This is a genomic window from Cobetia sp. UCD-24C, assembly GCF_001306765.1.
Taxonomy (GTDB): domain Bacteria; phylum Pseudomonadota; class Gammaproteobacteria; order Pseudomonadales; family Halomonadaceae; genus Cobetia; species Cobetia amphilecti.
In genome coordinates, this window is record NZ_LJTD01000013.1 from 1 (window position 1) to 17,778 (window position 17,778).

Annotated in this window: 31 protein-coding genes; 28 read left to right on the forward strand and 3 right to left on the reverse strand. The window is 60.7% G+C overall.

Translation table 11 applies throughout. The features are described 5' to 3' along the window. Window positions 1-93 precede the first annotated feature (93 nt). Entirely contained in the window at window positions 94-1,002 is a 909-nt protein-coding gene (locus tag AOG28_RS15320) for an XRE family transcriptional regulator (protein ID WP_152965443.1), read from the reverse strand. On the opposite strand from AOG28_RS15320, the gene AOG28_RS15325 reads away from it, so the two are divergent. From AOG28_RS15325 to AOG28_RS18460, 16 genes are all read left to right on the forward strand, one after another. Then, a complete protein-coding gene (locus AOG28_RS15325; RefSeq protein ID WP_054557097.1) occupies window positions 892-1,122 on the forward strand; it encodes a Cro/CI family transcriptional regulator in 231 nt (76 codons plus the stop codon). The two genes, AOG28_RS15320 and AOG28_RS15325, sit on opposite strands and share 111 nt — an antisense overlap. Before the next feature lie 92 nt (window positions 1,123-1,214). Then, window positions 1,215-1,679, forward strand: a complete 465-nt coding sequence (locus AOG28_RS15330; RefSeq protein WP_152965444.1) for a phage regulatory CII family protein — start codon at window positions 1,215-1,217, stop codon at window positions 1,677-1,679. 78 nt (window positions 1,680-1,757) lie between these two features. Further along, window positions 1,758-2,078 carry a hypothetical protein gene (locus AOG28_RS15335; protein WP_054557037.1) on the forward strand — a complete coding sequence of 107 codons (321 nt, stop codon included), beginning with the start codon at window positions 1,758-1,760 and terminating at the stop codon, window positions 2,076-2,078. Continuing rightward, complete coding sequence (locus tag AOG28_RS15340; RefSeq protein WP_152965445.1) at window positions 2,075-2,335, forward strand: hypothetical protein; 261 nt, start codon at window positions 2,075-2,077, stop codon at window positions 2,333-2,335. The genes AOG28_RS15335 and AOG28_RS15340 overlap by 4 nt, the downstream gene beginning before the upstream one ends. Then, on the forward strand, window positions 2,332-3,228 hold the full coding sequence (locus AOG28_RS15345; protein ID WP_054557039.1) for a DnaT-like ssDNA-binding domain-containing protein: 897 nt from the start codon (window positions 2,332-2,334) through the stop codon (window positions 3,226-3,228). The genes AOG28_RS15340 and AOG28_RS15345 overlap by 4 nt, the downstream gene beginning before the upstream one ends. Then, window positions 3,170-3,913, forward strand: a complete 744-nt coding sequence (locus AOG28_RS15350; protein ID WP_152965446.1) for a replication protein P — start codon at window positions 3,170-3,172, stop codon at window positions 3,911-3,913. Before AOG28_RS15345 ends, AOG28_RS15350 begins: the two co-directional genes overlap by 59 nt. Before the next feature lie 73 nt (window positions 3,914-3,986). After that, window positions 3,987-4,262, forward strand: coding sequence for a hypothetical protein (locus AOG28_RS18300; RefSeq protein ID WP_152965447.1), 276 nt, complete (start codon window positions 3,987-3,989; stop codon window positions 4,260-4,262). A gap of 181 nt (window positions 4,263-4,443) precedes the next feature. Then, a complete protein-coding gene (locus tag AOG28_RS15355) occupies window positions 4,444-4,728 on the forward strand; it encodes a hypothetical protein (protein WP_054557041.1) in 285 nt (94 codons plus the stop codon). Next, window positions 4,725-5,261 (forward strand): VRR-NUC domain-containing protein, encoded by a 537-nt coding sequence (locus AOG28_RS15360; protein ID WP_082388874.1) that lies wholly within the window; start codon window positions 4,725-4,727, stop codon window positions 5,259-5,261. Before AOG28_RS15355 ends, AOG28_RS15360 begins: the two co-directional genes overlap by 4 nt. A gap of 22 nt (window positions 5,262-5,283) precedes the next feature. After that, entirely contained in the window at window positions 5,284-5,841 is a 558-nt protein-coding gene (locus AOG28_RS15365) for a hypothetical protein (RefSeq protein ID WP_054557042.1), read from the forward strand. A 546-nt stretch (window positions 5,842-6,387) separates the two neighbouring features. After that, window positions 6,388-6,618, forward strand: coding sequence for a hypothetical protein (locus AOG28_RS15370; protein ID WP_054557043.1), 231 nt, complete (start codon window positions 6,388-6,390; stop codon window positions 6,616-6,618). A gap of 106 nt (window positions 6,619-6,724) precedes the next feature. Next, window positions 6,725-6,955 (forward strand): hypothetical protein, encoded by a 231-nt coding sequence (locus AOG28_RS18305; protein WP_152965448.1) that lies wholly within the window; start codon window positions 6,725-6,727, stop codon window positions 6,953-6,955. 57 nt (window positions 6,956-7,012) lie between these two features. Next, window positions 7,013-7,543 carry a glycoside hydrolase family 24 protein gene (locus AOG28_RS15375; RefSeq protein WP_054557044.1) on the forward strand — a complete coding sequence of 177 codons (531 nt, stop codon included), beginning with the start codon at window positions 7,013-7,015 and terminating at the stop codon, window positions 7,541-7,543. Between the two features lie 44 nt (window positions 7,544-7,587). After that, on the forward strand, window positions 7,588-7,941 hold the full coding sequence (locus AOG28_RS15380) for a phage holin, lambda family (RefSeq protein WP_054557045.1): 354 nt from the start codon (window positions 7,588-7,590) through the stop codon (window positions 7,939-7,941). Further along, a complete protein-coding gene (locus AOG28_RS15385) occupies window positions 7,929-8,354 on the forward strand; it encodes a hypothetical protein (RefSeq protein WP_054557046.1) in 426 nt (141 codons plus the stop codon). The genes AOG28_RS15380 and AOG28_RS15385 overlap by 13 nt, the downstream gene beginning before the upstream one ends. A 64-nt stretch (window positions 8,355-8,418) precedes the next feature. Then, a complete protein-coding gene (locus AOG28_RS18460; protein ID WP_160317888.1) occupies window positions 8,419-8,556 on the forward strand; it encodes a hypothetical protein in 138 nt (45 codons plus the stop codon). Window positions 8,557-8,561: 5 nt separating this feature from the next. Here AOG28_RS18460 and AOG28_RS15390 read toward each other — a convergent pair whose 3' ends face one another. Both AOG28_RS15390 and AOG28_RS18945 read right to left on the reverse strand, forming a co-directional pair. Next, a complete protein-coding gene (locus tag AOG28_RS15390) occupies window positions 8,562-8,753 on the reverse strand; it encodes a DUF2188 domain-containing protein (protein ID WP_054557047.1) in 192 nt (63 codons plus the stop codon). 46 nt (window positions 8,754-8,799) lie between these two features. Beyond that, complete coding sequence (locus tag AOG28_RS18945) at window positions 8,800-9,009, reverse strand: DUF2188 domain-containing protein (RefSeq protein ID WP_082388876.1); 210 nt, start codon at window positions 9,007-9,009, stop codon at window positions 8,800-8,802. 143 nt (window positions 9,010-9,152) lie between these two features. Between AOG28_RS18945 and AOG28_RS18840 the strand changes: the two genes are divergently transcribed. From AOG28_RS18840 to AOG28_RS15445, 12 genes are all read left to right on the forward strand, one after another. Continuing rightward, a complete protein-coding gene (locus tag AOG28_RS18840; protein WP_268750739.1) occupies window positions 9,153-9,479 on the forward strand; it encodes an HNH endonuclease in 327 nt (108 codons plus the stop codon). A gap of 124 nt (window positions 9,480-9,603) precedes the next feature. Beyond that, the gene (locus tag AOG28_RS15400; RefSeq protein ID WP_054557049.1) at window positions 9,604-10,083 is read left to right on the forward strand and encodes a phage terminase small subunit P27 family; all 480 of its coding nucleotides are present in this window, start codon (window positions 9,604-9,606) and stop codon (window positions 10,081-10,083) included. A gap of 6 nt (window positions 10,084-10,089) precedes the next feature. After that, on the forward strand, window positions 10,090-11,799 hold the full coding sequence (locus AOG28_RS15405; protein WP_054557050.1) for a terminase large subunit: 1,710 nt from the start codon (window positions 10,090-10,092) through the stop codon (window positions 11,797-11,799). Between the two features lies 1 nt (window position 11,800). Then, the gene (locus tag AOG28_RS18555; RefSeq protein ID WP_166019415.1) at window positions 11,801-11,965 is read left to right on the forward strand and encodes a hypothetical protein; all 165 of its coding nucleotides are present in this window, start codon (window positions 11,801-11,803) and stop codon (window positions 11,963-11,965) included. Further along, entirely contained in the window at window positions 11,962-13,182 is a 1,221-nt protein-coding gene (locus tag AOG28_RS15410) for a phage portal protein (protein ID WP_054557051.1), read from the forward strand. The genes AOG28_RS18555 and AOG28_RS15410 overlap by 4 nt, the downstream gene beginning before the upstream one ends. Then, a complete protein-coding gene (locus AOG28_RS15415) occupies window positions 13,179-13,781 on the forward strand; it encodes an HK97 family phage prohead protease (protein WP_054557052.1) in 603 nt (200 codons plus the stop codon). The genes AOG28_RS15410 and AOG28_RS15415 overlap by 4 nt, the downstream gene beginning before the upstream one ends. 15 nt (window positions 13,782-13,796) lie before the next feature. Beyond that, window positions 13,797-15,032, forward strand: a complete 1,236-nt coding sequence (locus tag AOG28_RS15420) for a phage major capsid protein (protein ID WP_054557053.1) — start codon at window positions 13,797-13,799, stop codon at window positions 15,030-15,032. Between the two features lie 77 nt (window positions 15,033-15,109). Then, on the forward strand, window positions 15,110-15,439 hold the full coding sequence (locus AOG28_RS15425) for a head-tail connector protein (RefSeq protein ID WP_054557054.1): 330 nt from the start codon (window positions 15,110-15,112) through the stop codon (window positions 15,437-15,439). Between the two features lie 7 nt (window positions 15,440-15,446). Next, complete coding sequence (locus AOG28_RS15430; RefSeq protein WP_054557055.1) at window positions 15,447-15,992, forward strand: phage head completion protein; 546 nt, start codon at window positions 15,447-15,449, stop codon at window positions 15,990-15,992. A gap of 11 nt (window positions 15,993-16,003) precedes the next feature. Further along, window positions 16,004-16,582: a hypothetical protein gene (locus AOG28_RS15435; protein WP_054557056.1), complete on the forward strand. Its 579-nt coding sequence runs from the start codon at window positions 16,004-16,006 to the stop codon at window positions 16,580-16,582. After that, complete coding sequence (locus AOG28_RS15440) at window positions 16,579-17,019, forward strand: hypothetical protein (RefSeq protein ID WP_054557057.1); 441 nt, start codon at window positions 16,579-16,581, stop codon at window positions 17,017-17,019. The genes AOG28_RS15435 and AOG28_RS15440 overlap by 4 nt, the downstream gene beginning before the upstream one ends. A gap of 3 nt (window positions 17,020-17,022) precedes the next feature. Beyond that, complete coding sequence (locus AOG28_RS15445) at window positions 17,023-17,769, forward strand: hypothetical protein (RefSeq protein ID WP_054557058.1); 747 nt, start codon at window positions 17,023-17,025, stop codon at window positions 17,767-17,769. Window positions 17,770-17,778: the final 9 nt, after the last annotated feature.

Sequence of the window (17,778 nt, forward strand, 5' to 3'; positions counted from 1 at the left end):
CACCAGTGTCGGGGGGAGGGGGACACCAGTGTCGTACCTAGAACCTACCTATTAGAACCACTCTCTCTGGTTACGCGTGCGTGCGAGGATTTCTTAGGCAAAGGTTTCCCACCAGAAGACACGGCCGATGATCTTCGGGGCATCCGGATCACCCAGAGTGTAGATCTCTTCCGGGTACTCTATGTGGTTATCACTGACCACGCGCATACGCCCCGGGGGTAATCGGTATAGGCGCTTTACACGCAGCATGCCGCAATGGTCCAGCGCGTAGACCTTCCCGTCCAGAATCTGTCGGCATCCCTTGTCGATGCCGATCGGTGAGCCATCCACGATCACCGGCTCCATCGAGTCGCCAGAAACGGTGGCGCATGCAGCAAGCGATGGATCTACTCCGGCCTTCATCAAGCGCGGCAGGCTGAAGCGCATGTAAGCGCCGTGGTTCTCGATGACTTGAGTGCGACCATCGCCTGCCGCCATCTCTACCTCGCGGAAATACGGGATCTCTACCTCGTCATCTCTGAGAGGCTCATCACCGTCCACGACCTCAGTTTCATGAAGCACCAGCTCGCTGGCATCGCTACGGGGGGCAGTCCCTGGCTCAAGCATCTCGCCTTCGCCAGTCGTGAGCCATCTCGCACTCACGCCAAGTACATGAGCAATTTCAGCCGCATACCCAGTCTTGCGGGACTTGCCCCGTTCAAGGTCGGAAACGCTGGTCTGATCTATGCCCACGCGCTCAGCAAGCTGCACTTGGGTGAGCTTGGCGTATTTTCGGGCGGCCTTGAGGCGATCTTTGAATTCCATGGGGTAATTATCATGGGCGCGCCCATACTCTTGCAAATGGGCATCCCCGTATTTATGATTACGGGTATTCCCGTATGGAGCGGCATGATGAAAAACATATTCGAGCGTTTGGTCGATCACTTTGGGACTCAGGCCAAGGCTGCTGATGCGCTTGGGGTCTACCAGGGCACAGTTTCTGGATGGGTTCGCGGAAAGCATGGGATGTCTCCAGTTTTAGCACTCCGTGCAGAGCGATTGACGATGGGCAAGTTCAAGGCTGAGAAGCTATGCCCGCCGCTGGCCCAAGGCTTACGGACCGCCAACAAGAACACCGCCTGACATCCACAGCATAGCCCGCCGCCCATATCGGCTTAAACGGAACGAACACGGAGAGATTCACCATGGACAGCCATACAGCCCCCGAGCGTGACATGGATACCTATCTGGATGCGGTGCATGACGTGGTTTTCGAGTGCTGCCCAAAGGTGCTGGCAAGCGATATCGGTATGTCAGTGAAGTCGCTTTACCGTCGGGTGGCCGAGGACGATCCCATGCCGATGCGTCTGATCGATGTGGTGGGGATCTTCTGGAACGTGGATCGCGAGCACCAGATGCGTTTGATCGCACCGTTCCTCGATTACTTGGGGATGGTGGCGGTGCCGCGTTATGTGCAAGGCGAGGTGAGTCGTGGGGACGTGTTCGCATCGGTACTGAATGCACAGCAGGGCCAGGGCGCGATGGCGGCGCTGATTCAGGCGGCGATTGCGGATGGCGAGATAGATGACAAAGAGGCGGCGCAGCTGGAAGCGCAGCATAAGGCTATCGAGCAGCAGATGAGCACCCTGATGGGGCAGCTACAGGCGATGCGCAAGCCGCTGAAAGTGGTTGGCAAATAACGAAACGTTAGATGCAAAGAAGCCCCGCCGGCGACCAAACCATGACGGGGCATCTCAAATACGCCAAGGAAGTATGGCATGACGATCAAGACGAGTGAAGCCAGGCAGATGTTGACCAGCTATCGCGGTTGGAGTTGTGAGTCCCTCAAGGCCGAGACCTATCGACTGGCGGTGGCCATCGAGAAGCGTGAGCGGGTGGGTGGCGTGATCGATTTGCGCATGAGCATGCAGCACCACCTGGCTGTGGTGGCCCTGCTGGAGTGTGGCAAGGGGCAGGGGGAGACGGCCAAGGAAGATGCCCGCCGATCCCTGTCGATCGACCACCACATGAGTGAGGCAGGACGCTATGAGCGCTTGTCGCTGGGGATGGCTGCCAAGGGTGACGAGGTAACGGCATGACGATAACGGCAAGCATGAGCACGGCACGTATTGAAGCCGAGATGGCTCGCGCGAGTCGTCATGTTGCTCAGCGAGAAGATATCCGCCATGAGCAGCCGGTGCGGGCCCGTGAGTACCATGAAGCCTATGCCACTTGGCACAAGTGCAATGCCATTCTCGCTGCCCGCCGAGGTGACAAGGGCGATGAGCTGGGCGGCAAGAAGTGGCACCGGGCGCGTGCGGCACGTCACTTGAAGTTGGCGGGAGGTGAGGCATGAGCCTGCATGCGATGAGTTGGGCGCGTGAGGTGATGCCCGAGATGCCTGAGTCGATCAAGGCGGGCCCGCGTCTGTTGCTGTTGTTGATGGCCGATTACGCGAACGAGCAGGGCGTGTGCTGGCCGTCCGTTCGTCGCCTGGCGGATGAGATGGCCTGTTCGATGCGCACGGTGCAGCGCGCGATTGAGGCGCTGGTCGAGCAAGGGGTCATGACGGTTGTGGCCCGCAAGACACCCTCTGGACGCCAGACCTCGAACTTCTACCGCCTTGCCATGGGCGATGACCAGCAGCAACCGCAAGCCGCCGATGAGCCGTCACCGGAAGAGCTCGAGGCGCTGATGGCCGGTAGCGATGAGGAAGAGGCGCCTGTCGAGCCTGCCACCGCACCTGGCCAAGCCGAGCATCTCATCTTCGCCAATGCCGCCCAGCAGGCAGACAACGGCCAGTCGCAAGTGACTGCCGGTGCCCGTCAGGTGCCGATGACGCTGGACTGGCGACCGGACGATACCCACTGGCAGGCGGAGACCCTGCGCCGGGGTGATCCATCGCTGACATGGGATCAGGGCGAGCTGGCGGACTTCACCGCGCACTTCGCGGATCAGCCCGGACGGAGGCATTCGCATCATACCTGGTGCGCCAAGTTCGCGGGCTGGGTGAGTGAGAACCGCAAGCGAGAAGCGGCCCGTCAGGCCCGCATGAGCCAGAACGCCAACACTTCATCGAACCACAATGCTCGCAACGCTGGAGGCACCCATGGAAGCCGTCGCTCAACTGGTCCAATCCGTAACTCGAAACTCTCAGCCGCTGAAGGGCGTGCACTCATTGAGCGCCGCCGTGAACAAGCCGAAGGCCAGCCGCCGTCCGACGACGTCATCGATGGCGAGTGGTTGTGATGACCTGCCACGGGTGAGTCAGAAGGCGGTGGATGCGCTGTTCGATCGCTTGGCCCAGTTGCATGGCGCCCATTGGCACCGCCGCTGCCGTGAGATGGGCTGGGGAACTGAAGAGAATGGCCAGTGGGTGAGCTGTGACGTGGAAGGCGAGTGGCTGGCGGCCCTGAGCCACCTGAGCGGCCAGCACCTGCGCTGTGGCTTGCAGGCCGAGAAAGCCCGCACGGCCAAGTCACTCCAACAGCGTGGTAACGCCTTCCCGCCTGACAGCGCCATGCAGTTCGCCGAGCTATGCCAGATGACACCTGAGGGTCTGGGCCTGCCGGACTTCGATACCGCCTGGCAGGCATTGCAGGACCACGCCTTCACCGGCAAGCCGTACCCGCATGAGGCCATCGCCGCCGCGGGCGAGCACATGGACCTTCACGGCATGGCGTCTGCCAGTTATCAGCGCATGGACAAGCACGAGCGCGCTTTCCGGGTGTACTACCAGCAGGTGGTGGAGCGATACGCCCGGGGTGATGACCTCAAGCCGCAAGCGGCGATTGGACATGACGGCCAGCTGTCACCGGCAGAACGTGCCGCCATGGTGGGGGAGGAGAAGGCCCGTAAGGCAGCGGATGAACTGGCAGGCATTACACCTGCCCAGGCACTGAAGATGATGCGGGGAGGGTTAGCGCATGGATAACCATGAACATCAAGCACTCACAACCACTACCGGTGCCAACATTGGCAGAACCCCACGGCCACGACGTGCGGCGTTGGATAACCCCGCAAGTCAGCTGGGGCGAACTTATCTGGCGCTTAGCGAATCGCGCTCATGGCTGATGCTGCATGAGCTGGCCGCCGAGATCCGCAAGCGCTTCGATCGGTTGGATAGTGAGGCAGCTATCAGCGCCCGCCTGCGAGATCTGCGTCGCCATCATGGGGTAAGAGTGGAGAGTCGCCGCCGTGGGGGGAGTGCGGCCCATGAGTATCGCTTGCTGCATCTTGCTCGAGGCAAGTCCCAGTCTGACATGCTGGAGGCTCTGCAGTGAGCTATCGCCCCGCAGGCAGCTTCAGGCGGCCGAATCGTTCAGCCCTGCGTCGCTGCTTTGCCTGCGGAAGGCGTGTAGCCGTTGATCAGCTGGCGGCGTGCCTGGGTACGTGCAAACGCTGCATTGTTCTGGGTAGGCCACACTACAACGCCAAGGGTGCTCGGATAAGAGGAACAGGGTGATGGGGTATTCAGGCGGCAAGTACGCTCAGATGGCGGAAATGTTGCTGGCTACGGAGGACTTTCTGCTATTTCTCGATCATGCCAAGCGCTACCGCTACAAACTTAATGAGAACACCATTCCGGATGGGACTCATCAATATGAGGATGGTGTGGATTTCCTTTGCAAGGCATGCGGCGTCACGACTTTTGCCGATATGGACAAGGGCAAGCGATCTGGCCAGATGCTGCCACGAATCATCGCCAACTTCCGACGTTGGCAGTCGGCGCAAAGGAGACCTGAATGAGCTGGGCAACACATCCTTCCGCCAAGGTGGAGGCCCACAAGTCGCCAAACCGTACCGCCGGTAAAGCCCGCAAGTCGGCGCCACGCATCGATCGTGAAGGGTTGGAGCAGAAGGTGCTGATTCGCTGGTTGTACGCTCAGCAGCAGAACGGCATGCAGGTAGGGCAGTTGCTGGGCGGTGTGGTCTACCACGTCCCCAATGGCGGGAAGCGCAACAAGAAGACAGCGGCAGACCTCAAGATGCAAGGCGTGCGGGCTGGAGTGAGTGACCTGGTGGTGGCCACAGCCCGCGGTGGGCATCACGGGCTCTACATCGAGTTCAAAGCTGCGCCCCCTCACGATGCCGCCCTGGCGAAGTCTCAGCGTGAGTGGCTGGAGAAGATGGAGGGCAATGGCTATCTGGCGGTACTGGCCAGGGGCGTGGATGAGGCCAAGGCGGTGCTGGTGGCCTATGCGAGCTGGCCCGAGACGGTAGTGGCCGGTGAGCCAGAAGTTATGCCGCATGGCAGTGAGTGGCGCAAGGCAACGGCATAAGGCTCACGGAGCAGGAGGGGACATGCAGCGGATCGAGGATATGGGGCTGGCGGAGACTTTTCGCCTGATCGCTAAGCTGCCGGAGGGCGTGAGGCGTCAGCAGGCGTTGGCACATGCTCTGGATGAGCTGCTCGAGGAAGAGATCGAGTATCGCACCGGGTTGCGCCATCAGAATGCCGGGTGGCATCAGGTGTCATCGGTGGGTGGCATGGGAGAAGGGCGTGGCGAATGCACAGGGCTGGTGGATCACGTCGGCAAGGCGGCAGAGCGTTATCAGCAGGAAAGCCAGTGGCGGACGATGGCGGCGGCGTTGCTGTCACGATTGAGCGATCGACAGCGCATGGCGGTACTGCTGGCGGCCTATGCCATTCCGCCGGTGCAGCATTGCCAGTCGCCGCGCATGATGACCCAATCGCAGGCCGTGGCGGCTCAGGTAGCGATACTGGCACGGTTGGGCTGGGTGCCCGGGGTGGTGAAGGTGACGCCGTTCAAGTCATCTACTTCGCTTCGGAAAGCAGCGGCGCGTGGTCGTGATTCTCTACTGCATATGGTGCTTTATCAGGCCGAAATGGCTGCCTGACTACCATATGTTGAAAAAGTGGCCGCGAGAGAGTACGATTCAGTTATTGTGTGATTCTTGCGTCTCTGGATCACCGTTTATTCTAATGTTTCCTTTCATCATATGATTCAGTCTATGTTCTAGCTCATCCCAAAAAAAATTTTGAGTGTTTATGAATGAGCTAGATCCGACGCTTATCGAGAAAGCCGGGGCAGGTGAATTAGCAGCTTTAGGATCTTTATTGAATCGTGAGGCCTCTATCCATCAGCTTACCCTTGATGAGTTAGTGCAACGTTATGAGCATATGGGATTGACGCGAAAAATTGCACTGCGCGCATGTAATGAAGACCATTTTCTTAGTTGCTTGAAAAAAGCCAGAGAGTGCAGATGTTACTTGAGAAGCTAATCTCCCCTCGTGTATTTCAAGGTACGCGGGGGCAACAAGAAAATAGCGCTCGTGGTTAGCTTTTGTCTCAATATCGCACAACTTTTTCGTTTTATTATCGTTTGCTGGCTTGACGTTAACATGCTCTATACTTTCGGCATTGATTAATGGAGGGCATTGCTATGCAAAACGATACGATCAACCCTACGGTAATAAATGAGGCCCAGAAGGGTGATTTTAGCGCGCTAGGAAAAGCTATGTGCATACTCTGTGACGACATAGGGATGGGGCTGGAGCAGGTGGTTGAGGAGTTTTGGTATGTGGGCTTGGACGCGAGGCTGGCCAAGGAAGCACTGGCTCATGGGCGCTTCTCCAGGAAGATCAGACCCAGCTACTCGTATGATCGGTATTGAGTTTTTGAGATGAGGCAAGCGTAAGGAGATCGTTGATTCTCGGGTTTGTAACCGAAAGTGTCGCGAGTTACATTTCGCTTACAAACTGTGATCGAGGTGTCTTGAAATGACAAAATTGACCAAGGAACTCATTGAGCGAGGTCGAGCTGGAGAGCTATCCTTACTAGGTGGTGCAATATACGAAACGATGTCTAGAGAAAGTTTGACATTTCAGCAAGTGGTTTTCGAATATAATAGACTTGGCTTGAACCATACGCTTGCTAAATCTGCTTATACTGAGTTTAGGATTGATCAAGACATATTGCAGTTCCAAGAATCACGTCAAGCCTATTCCTGAATAAATTAAAAAATCCTGCCCAGTGCAGGATTTTTTAATTTATTCGTGGTGATTATCATGGCAGCTTCTCTTCCTCTTCACTGGTTCGATGAAATCGAGTTGGTGGGCTTTGACACGTCTATTGATCTTACGGCTGACGATGCTAGCAACCTTGCCGCCTTCCTCGACACCATCGCTTATGCCGAGGGCACGCCGCGTTTCAGCTCAATCGAGGGCTATGACGTGCTGGTGGGTGGCAAGACCTTCTATGATTTCGATGATCACCCTCGGCAGTCGATGTGGCTCCCGAACCTCGGTATTCACTCGACCGCTGCCGGCCGTTATCAGTTCCTCGTGCGTACCTGGGATGACCTGGCCAACCGCTTCCACCTGCCGGACTTCTCGCCGGCCTCGCAGGATGAGGCTGCAAAACAGCTAATCCGTCAGTGTCGGGTATTGGGGCTGGTGTATGACGGGCGCATCGCTGAGGCCATACACGCTTGCCGGCGCATCTGGGCGAGCTTGCCCGGGGCAGGGTACGGGCAGCGTGAGCTTGATACCGATGAGCTGCTGGGCGTGTACGTGCGTGCTGGGGGCCACATCGCATAACGATAACGACGAACTACGCAGGGCCTACCGACTCAGGAGGCCATATGCATGATGACGACCACGAGCCCGCCGATATGCCACACCGCGATCCATCGACATGGCAGATGCTGTTGGAGTGGCTGCAGCCGTATCAAGCCAACCTTTATGCAGCAGGGCTGTCCTTCGTGATCGCGCTGCTGCGCGGTCTGCACTCCGGCGGCCGCTTCTACAAGTCAGTGCTCGAGGCGACCCTGGTGGGCGGCCTGACACTGGCGCTCAAGCCGCTGCTGGACTGGGGCGGTTTGGATCAGGACATGGCCGTAGCCATCGGGGCTGCGATCGCTTTCCTCGGTGTCGAGTGGCTGCGTGCCAAGTCTGACGCCATCTTCGATAAGGTGCTGGGACGATGGCTGCACTAATCAGGACCGCGTGGGCATGGGGCCGTAAGCTGATATCAGGTGTGAAGGTCGAGGTCATCCTGATGGCTGTGGTGCTGGGCTGGGGGGCGATGAAGACCTATGAGGCGACCAAGGCCGAGCAGTACACCAATGACCTCAAGGCTGAGCTATCCACTGAGAAGGCAGTCAACCGCGGGCTCGAGATGATGGCGTTGCACTACGGCAATCAGATGAAGCGATTGTCCGTCGCATTGGAAGCCCGTGAGGCCAGTCGCGCCCAAGATGACCGTTCAATCATGGCTGCCCGGGCAGCTGCACGCCGGATGGAGAGAGACGATGCGCCGACTGGGGATTGGGCTGATCGGCCTGTGCCTGACGCTGCTGCTGAGTGGCTGCAGCGCCTTCGAGAGCAAGCCAGTGGTGATGCCTACTGAGTGGCAGTGCACATTTGAGGTGCCGAGCTACCTGCTCAATCCACTGCCCGCCCCTGACCGGCCAGTGACATCCAACCGTGATCTGCTCAGCCTGCTGGCCGACTATGAGTCCCAGCGCCGGCGCTTCAATGATGACCGCACGGCGACGGCCTCGATCCTCGAGCGCCTGGCCGATGGACCAGAAGACGTGGGGAATGAATGATTTAGTCAGATCACACGATCTCGCCCGTCCCCCCCGTCGCGGATGACGAAGAGCTTGTAGCCTTTGATGTGACTGAGAGTCTTAGCGTACTCGCGGGCTTCGTCTTCACTCTTGAACGTCTTGTGAGGGATGTCTTCGTACTCACGACGCACTGCCCAGCCATCAGAGCATTGATAGAAATACATCTCGATCATCATAAGAGGCTCCTGTGATCGAAAGCCGTGTTCGCTATATGTGTAGTTCTTACTGTAGTAATGATGAGTGTTTATCAACAATGTTTCCGCCTCTCGCTTCAATCACGAGCTTGGTTCCCAGTCGGGCCGCGAGGCCGCGGGCGTAATCAATCGCATCGTATTGTGTTGTAAAGCACCTGATACACTGCGTTTTTCCCTCTCGCTTCACGCCCCATTGGTTGCCTCTGATGACCACGCGGATGCTGCTAGGAGCCGTCATCTCGGTCTTTCTTCTCCTGTAGATACATCATGTCATTTTTGGTGCACTAAATTAGTTGCATCAATAATAATAAATTTGACTATCGACTTACATGTTGAGGGCTTTGTGTGCCTATCAAACCACCGCGACCCTGCAAGGCACCCATGTGTGGTGGCAAGACAACTGCCTCTCACGGGTACTGCGAGGCGCATGCCGATCGCGCTATCAACTGGGGCAAGAGTAAGCGAGGTGGGCAAGGCCGAGGTGGTCGGCCATGGCGGCGACTGCGAAACGCGATTCTCAAGCGTGATCGCTACCTCTGCCAGCCATGCGAGCGCATGAACCGCATCACGCCAGCTACTGAAGTTGATCACATTGTGGGTAAGGCTCAGGGCGGCACAGACGCCGCTGACAACCTCGAAGCGATCTGCAAGGCCTGCCATCAGGCCAAGACGGCAAGCGAGGCACTGGCGGCCAGATCAGGCGACTGAGGCAGGCCCTGAGAGGGGGGAGGGGGTGCAATCTCTACCACCTTTGGGGGCGGCCACCGTTCCGTTACGTTTCTTTCTCACACCCGCGAAATTGAAAAATCAGCCTAGCGCGAAGGATTCTCAGATGACACGAGGTCGCAAGCCCAAACCAAGCCACTTGAAGGCGGTGCAGGGCAACGCCGGCAAGCGTGCCATCAACCATGACGAGCCCGAGGGCGATGCGCTCGATGAAGCCCCACCGGCACCCGACTGGCTGTGCGAGATCGGCCGCGATGCCTGGGACAAGCTCGCGCCCTGGTTGGTCGGCTCCAAGATCCTGACGCGCTCCGACCTGCATCAGCTCGAGGCCTACTGCGATGCCTACGCCACCTGGCGGCAGGCTGTGGTCGAGATCCAGCAATGCGGCCTGGTGCTGGAAAGCCCTGCCACCGGTGCCCCCATCAAGAACCCAGCTCTGACCGCGAAGAATGAGGCAGCACGCCAGATGACGACCTTCGGCAGCGCACTCGGTCTCGACCCGTCCAGCCGAGCACGCCTTGCCGTGCCCGGGTCCAAGGATGCCGCCAATCCCTTCGCCGAGCTGCTGGGTGGCAACAAGCGATGACACTCAATGGCCAGCTATCCCAACGTCAATGCTGCGAACAAGTACGCTCGGGATGTGGTGGCTGGCCGGATACCCGCTTGCAAGTGGGTCCGCCTTGCCTGCCAGCGTCATGTCGATGAACAGAAGGCGGCCAAGATGCGCGCCTTTCCCTACCGGTTCGATCGTGACGCCGCCGAGCGGGCATGCGCCTTCATCCAGCTGCTGCCTCACACCAAGGGCAAGTGGGCACGCGAGCGCAAGCTGATCACGCTCGAACCCTGGCAGCTCTTCATCTTCAGTGTGCTGTTCGGCTGGATGAGCAAGCGCAGTGGGCAGCGGCGTTACCGCGAGGCCTATATCGAGGTACCGCGCAAGAACGGCAAGTCAGTGATCGCCGCGGGCGTGGCCACCTACATGCTGGCCGCCGATGGGGAATACGGCGCCGAGGTCTACTGTGGTGCCACCACAGAGAAGCAGGCCTGGGAGGTCTTCCGCCCGGCCAAGCTGATGCTGCAGAAATCACCGGCCCTGATCAGCGCCGCCGGCATTGAGGTGATGGCCAAGAACATCAGCATCCCCGGTGACGGCTCCCGCCTGGAACCGATGATCGGTGACCCGGGCGACGGCTCGAGCCCCAGCTGCGCCATTGTCGATGAGTTCCACGAGCACCAATCGCCCAGCCTCTACGAGACCATGCTGACCGGCATGGGTGCCCGCGATCAGCCGCTGATGTTCATCATCACCACTGCCGGCTTCAACCTCGCTGGCCCTTGCTACGACAAGCGCCGGCAAGCACAGCAGATGCTCGAGGGTGTAGTTGATAACCCTGAACTCTTCGCGCTGATCTACACAATCGATGAGGGCGACGACTGGCAGTCACCGGACGTGCTGCGCAAGGCCAACCCCAACTTCGGTGTCAGCGTCAGCGAGGAATTCCTGCTCAAGGCGCAGCGCGACGCCATCCAGTACCCCAGCCGCCAGAACTCCTTTCTGACCAAGCACCTTGATGTCTGGGTCTCGGCACGCAGCGCCTGGCTGAACATGGCCACCTGGCTGGCGGCCGGCGATGACTCGATGTCGCTGGACCAGATGGAGGGCGAGCCCTGCTGGCTGGGCGTTGACCTTGCCAGCAAGACCGACATCGCCGCCATCGGCCTGATCTTCCGCAAGGTGCGCGAAGACGCCAAGGTCGAGTGGCGTGCCTTCGTGCGCAGCTACCTGCCGGAAGGCGCAATCGAGCGCGCCAGCAGCAACCGCGCTGCCTATGAGGGCTGGGTCAACTCCGGCCACCTGATCATCACTGATGGCGAGGAGCTCGACTTCGAGGTCATCCGGCAAGACATCCTCGATCTCTCCAGTCGCTTCGATGTGCAGGAAGTCGCCTACGATCCCTGGCGGGCTACCCAGCTCGCACATCAGCTGATGCAGGAAGGCGCGCCGGTCATCGAGTACCGCAACACGGTCCAGAACATGAGCCCCGCCATGCGCGAGATGGAGGCCGCCGTCACTGGCGGTCGCTTCACGCACCCGGCTGACCCGCTGCTCACCTGGATGGCCAGCAATGTGGTCGCCAAGGCCGACGCCAAAGAGAACATCTACCCGCGCAAGGAAGCCGCCGACAACAAGATCGACGGCATCATCGCGCTGCTCATGGCGTTGGGGCGTGCCATCACCCTCGATGTCGAGCCACTCAGCCTTCTCGACTCCCTCTCAGACGACGACTTCCTGGTCATGTGACATGCGAAACCTACTGTTCGACACCCTCGGGCTGGCCGGCTTCGCCAGCCTGACGGGCGGCCTGTACCTGCGATTCGGCCTCGCGGACGCGCTGATGGTCAGTGGCAGCCTGCTACTGGTGTTGGCACTGCTCGGCGCACGCGCCATGCGCAAGGGGGCCTCATGATTCTCGATCAACTGTTCTCCACCCGCTCGGTCGAGAACCCGGCAACACCGCTCACCGGTCAGACGCTGGCGGACTATCTGCATGGCGACTCCAGCATCACGGTCAACCAGCAGAGCGCCATGACGCTTGGCGCGGTCTACGCCTGCATCTACGTGCTGTCATCCTCGCTGGCGCAATTGCCGCTGCACGTCATGCGCAAGCAGAACGGCGTCATCACCGCCGCCACGGACCACCCCGCGTATCAGCTGCTGCATGACGAGCCCAACGACTGGCAGACCAGCTACAAGTGGCGCGAGACGGCCCAGTCCCACGTGCTCGGCTGGGGCAATGGCTACACCGAGGTGGTTCGGGATGCGCGGGGCAATGCCGTCTCCCTGCAACGCCATTGCCCGTGGAACTGCAGCCCGGTGAAGCGCGGCAACCGCTGGCTATATGCCGTCACCGATGAGGATGGCTCACGCGCCGTCGCGACCGAGGACATGATCCACGTTCGTGCACTCGGCTCGCACGATCGCACCGGCGTCAGCGTGGTGCGCCAGCACGCCGAGACCATTGGCCTCGGGCTGGCGGCCCAGCGCTACGGCAAGGATTTCTTCGAGGGAGGCGGGCGCCCGACCGGGCTTGTCACCGTCAAGGACAGCTTGAACGCTGACAGCTGGAATCGCCTCAAGGAGACCTGGGCCAAGGCCGTGGCCAGTCTGCGCCAGTCCGAGAACAAGACGCTGATGCTCCCCGCACAGCTGGATTACAAGTCGATCACCATCGCGCCGGAGGACGCCCAGTTCCTCGAGACGCGCAAGCTCAACCGCTCCGAGGTGGCCGGCATCTTCAACGTGCCAGCGCACATGATCAACGACCTGGACAAGGCCACCTTCTCGAACATCTCCGAGCAGGCCATCCAGTTCGTGCGGCACACGATGATGCCCTGGGTCATCAACTGGGAGCAGGAGATCAACCGCGCCATCTTCACGCCCACCGAGCGTCGGGCTGGCTACTACGCCAAGTTCAACCTCGCCGGGCTGCTGCGCGGCACCCCCACGGAGCGTGCCGAGTTCTATCACAAGGCCATCACCGATGGCTGGATGGATCGCAACGAAGTCCGCGCCCTGGAAGACATGAACCCACGCGATGGCCTCAGCGAGATGCTGATCAGCGTCAACGCCACCCCAGCCAGTCAGCTGGGCCAGTCACCCTCGCCCGAGGACTCCACATCATGAGTGAGACAGAAAAGCGCGCCCTGACGTGCGAGGTCCGCGCCGAAGCGGGTGGAGACGGCCAGCCGTTGCGGATCATTGGCCACGGCGCCGTCTTCAACAAGCGCAGCGAAATGATCATGGGCATGTTCAAGGAGCAGATCGCCCCCGGCGCGTTTGACAACGTGCTGGGCGATGACGTGCGTGCCCTGTTCAACCATGACCCCAACTTCGTGCTCGGCCGCACCCTCAGCAACACGCTATCGCTGTCCGTGGATGAAGAGGGCCTGCGCTATGAGATCGACCCACCCGACACCCAGTCGGTGCGTGATCTGGTCATGGCGCCGCTGGCACGGGGCGACATCACCGGCTCCAGCTTCGCCTTCCGAGTCGCCCCCGATGGTGACGAGTGGGGCGAGGACGAGCACGGCGTCATCGTGCGCACCATCCACCGATTCAGCCGCCTGCTGGATGTGTCCCCTGTGACCTATCCGGCTTACCCCGATGCGGGCGCCGCCAAGCGGTCGCTCCAAGCTCGCTGCGATGAACTCCGAGAGATCACGCAGCGTGCCGTCAATCAGCGCCGCGCCCGCGAGCGCTTCCTTGAACTCATCAATGCCTGAGCCCGTGGAGGCTACATGAAACTCTCTGAACTGAAGCAGAAGTACGCGGTCATCGCCAAGGACATGCGCAAGATGCATGAAGATGCCGGCGACACCGAATGGAAGGATGAGCAGCGCAGCCAGTGGCAGTCCATGAAGAGCGAGCTGGATGGCCTGCAGGACAAGATCGATCGCGAAGAAGCCCTGCGCGATGCGGACCAGCGTTTCGTGCGTGACAACGAAGAGGAGCTGCGCGGCCAGTCTCAGACGCCGGAAGCTGGGCAGTCCCAGGGCCCGAGCGTGGATGAGCAGCGTGCCGCGGCCTTCGATGCCTTCGTGCGTGAAGGCATGGGCAACATGAGCAAAGAGCAGCGCGCGATCATGCGTGAGATGCGAGCTCAGGCAGCGGGCGAGAATGACAAGGGCGGCTACACCGTCCCGACCACCATGCTCAACCGCATTTATGAGTCCATGCAGGACTATGGCGGGCTGGCCTCGGTCGCCCAGATCCTGAATACCTCCGATGGCGCCACCATCGAATGGCCGGTGTCTGACGGTACCGGGGAAGAGGGCGAGCTGCTGGGCGAGAACACCGCTGCCAGTGAAAAGGATGTCGAGTTCGGCATCCAGAACCTCGGCGCCAAGAAGCTGAGCTCCAAGGTCATCCGTGTCTCCAATGAGCTGCTGCAGGACTCGGCCTTTGACATCGAGGGCTTCCTGGCCTCGCGCATCGGCTCCCGTATCGGTCGCGCCGAAGCCAAGTACCTGGTGAGCGGTACCGGTGCCGGCACTCCCCAGCAGCCCAAAGGCCTCGCCACCTCGGTCACTGGCACCGTGGCGGCAGCCGCTGCGGCCAGCCTGAACTGGAAGGACATCACCAAGCTGATCCACAGCATTGATCCGGCGTACCGTCGTGCCGCGAACTTCCGTCTGGGCTTCAACGACAACACCCTGCAGAAGATCACCGAGATGGAAGATGGCCAGGGGCGCCCACTGTGGCTGCCGGCCGTCGCGGGCCTGGCACCGTCCACGGTACTCGGTCAGTCCTACTTCATTGATCAGGGCTTCGAGGACATGGCCGCGAGCAAGAAATTCATGTTCGCCGGTGACTTTCAGCAGTTCGTGATTCGTCGCATCAACTACATGACGCTCAAGCGCCTGGTCGAGCGCTATGCCGAGTTCGACCAGACGGCCTTCCTCGCCTTCCATCGCTTCGATTGCGTGCTGCAGGACACTGCCGCCATCAAGGCGCTGACCGGCAAGGCAGCCTGATTCTCACCCACTACCTGACACAAGGGCCGCCATCGTGCGGCCCTTGCCTGTTGGGGCCAACCCCATGAGGCATGCCCATGCTCGAGCTGGACATAATCAAGTTGCACGTCCGGCTGGAGCCGGACTTCTCCGAGGACGATCAGCTCCTCGAGACCTATTCCAATGCGGCCCGTCGCGTCATTGAAGGACGCACGGGGCGCACGCTGTATGAAACCCACGACGCCATCCCGGCAGAAGGGGATGAGCACGCGCTGGTCATCGATGACGACATCACCACCGCGATGCTGCTGCTGATCGGCCACTGGTACGAGACCCGTGAAGCCGTGGTCATCGGCACCATCACCTCAGAGGTACCCATGGCCGTGGGCGCCCTGGTCGATCACTACACCCATTACCACTTCGCATGAGGTGACTATGCGCGCCGGACAGCTTCGTCATCGCGTCACCCTGCTGGGTGGTCGTACCGGGCACCCGCCCAGCTGGCCCACCTTGCGTGAGGTCTGGGCCGAATTCGTGGAGCCCAAGAGTGCCGGGCGAGAAGAGCAGGCGGGCATCCGCGCCCCATCTTCCACGCTGGTGCGCATGCGGCCCCGCGATGAGTTGGCAGCAGGCCAGATCATCCGCCGCCGCGATGGGGTGCTGTTCATCATCGAATCCCTCGACCCGGCACGCAGCATGGTCGAGATTGCCGCGCGTCGCCTGCAAGGCGTGGTGGCCGAGTATGAGCCGATGAGGGGTGAGGCCTATCCCATTCAGGCATGGCTGCACCGCCAGAACGTCTTCATCGGCCAGGCCAATGAGGCCCGCAACGTGGTCGAGATACTGCAACCGGAGCTGCGCTGGCCGTGGCCAGAGCCCGGCGACAGGATTCACATCGCCGGCCTGGCGCTCGAGATCGAAGGCATCGTGGAAGGCAGCGATGACGGCATCAGCGTGCAGCTGTTCACCATTCCTCGCTGACAGGAGGCCGTATGCCTCGCAAGCGTGGCAAGAACTCACGGCTGCCCAAGGGCGTGGCCATAGAGGGATTGACCGAAAGCCTGGCGGAGTTCAAGGCGCTACCCGCGGCCACCCGCCGCGCGATGACCTCGGCCATCAATGAGCAGGCATCCGCGACCCGCAAGCAGCTCATCGATGACATCAGCGCCGATGGCAAGGTCAGGCCGACGGCGGTGCGCTCGCGCATCACGGTCGAGAAGGCCAGCAAGGACCAGCCAAGCGCCAGCCTCACGCTCAGCCGCTCACCGGTGCCATTCAAGTCCTGGCAGTACCGCACCGAGGTGGAGGATGGCACTGGCACCCGCGCCAGTATCTGGATTCGCAAGGGCGGCCAGCGCATGCGGGTCTACGGCTTCGTCAATCCCAAGGGCGGCAGCAAGACACCGCTGGTGCGCTACCGCAAGGGCAGTCAGCGCCGCCTCACCCGGGCCAACGGCTGGACCCTCAAGAACCATTGGAATCATCAGGTGAATGGCGAGCTGCGCAACCAGATCGCCTTCGACCTCCAGCAACGCTTCCTCGCTCGCCTGGCCAAGGAGAGAGCCACATGACGCCCATCACCCGCGTGATCGATGCCTTCGTGGCACAACTGGCGGCCATCTCGACGGCCAATGGCCATGCCACCGACATCGCGCATATCGAGACCGAGGCCATCCAGATCAACCTGCGCTCGGAGACCCCGCTGCCACTGCTGCATGTCCGTCGTCTGGCCAGCAACGTGGACGCCCGCGCCGGGCGGGGGACGCGCAAGGAATCGATCAGCCTTCAGATCGAGGCCTATCTCGACCTCAAGACCCATGGGCGTGCCGGTCAGGATGCGCTGCTCAATGATCTTTACAACGCCATCTATCCGGAGAGCCAGGTGCTGCTCGATGGGCTGGCGGTCACCATCACGACTGGTGAAGCCGAACTGGATGATGCGGAGCTGGGCAGCCGCATTCTTCCCATCTATCTGCCCGTGACCATCACCTACACCCGCACGAGGTAACTCATGGCTGACTTCAAAGACACAGGCCTGATCATGTCTGGCGACATCTTCATGGCCGAGGTGGATGCCAACGGCAAGTTCGGCGCCCTGAATGGCCCGATGAACGTGCCGTCCCTGAGCATCACGCCGACCAGCGTGAACCGCATTTCTCGCCCTTCCTTCCAGAAGGACAACTACGGCCAGGCGCTGGATGCCGTCAACCTGCCCAGTGACTCGGCCAGTGTCACCATCCAGTTCGATTCCATGCCGGCCGCCATGCTGGCGGAGACGCTTGGCGGCACGGCAGAGCTGGCGGATGCCGAAGCTGACAGCGTGACCGGCGAGGCGCTGACCCTGACGGAAGGGGCCTGGGCGGCGCTGCCGCATTCCTCGCTGGCCGCGGGCAGTGTCGTAGTCACCAAGGACGCTACCGATGTCACTGCTGACTGCGACATCAACCTGAGTGCCGGCCTCATCAAGGCGCGTACCGCTGCCGCGGCAGGTGATGTCACCGTGGATTACGATACCGAGGCGGTCACCGGCCATCGCGTGATGGGGGACACCGAGATCTCCAAGCCGCGTTACATCTTGGTGGATGGCATCAACCTCGCCACCGGCAAGCGTACCCGGGTCGAGATCTTCCGTGCCGTGTTGTCGGCGGATCAGGCCACCGAGCTGATGGGCACCGAGTTCATCACCGGGCAGCTGTCCGGCTCGCTGGTGGTGCCGCCCGGCAAGGGCGCCGCCTACACCGCCACCATGTACAGCTAACGGGAGCGA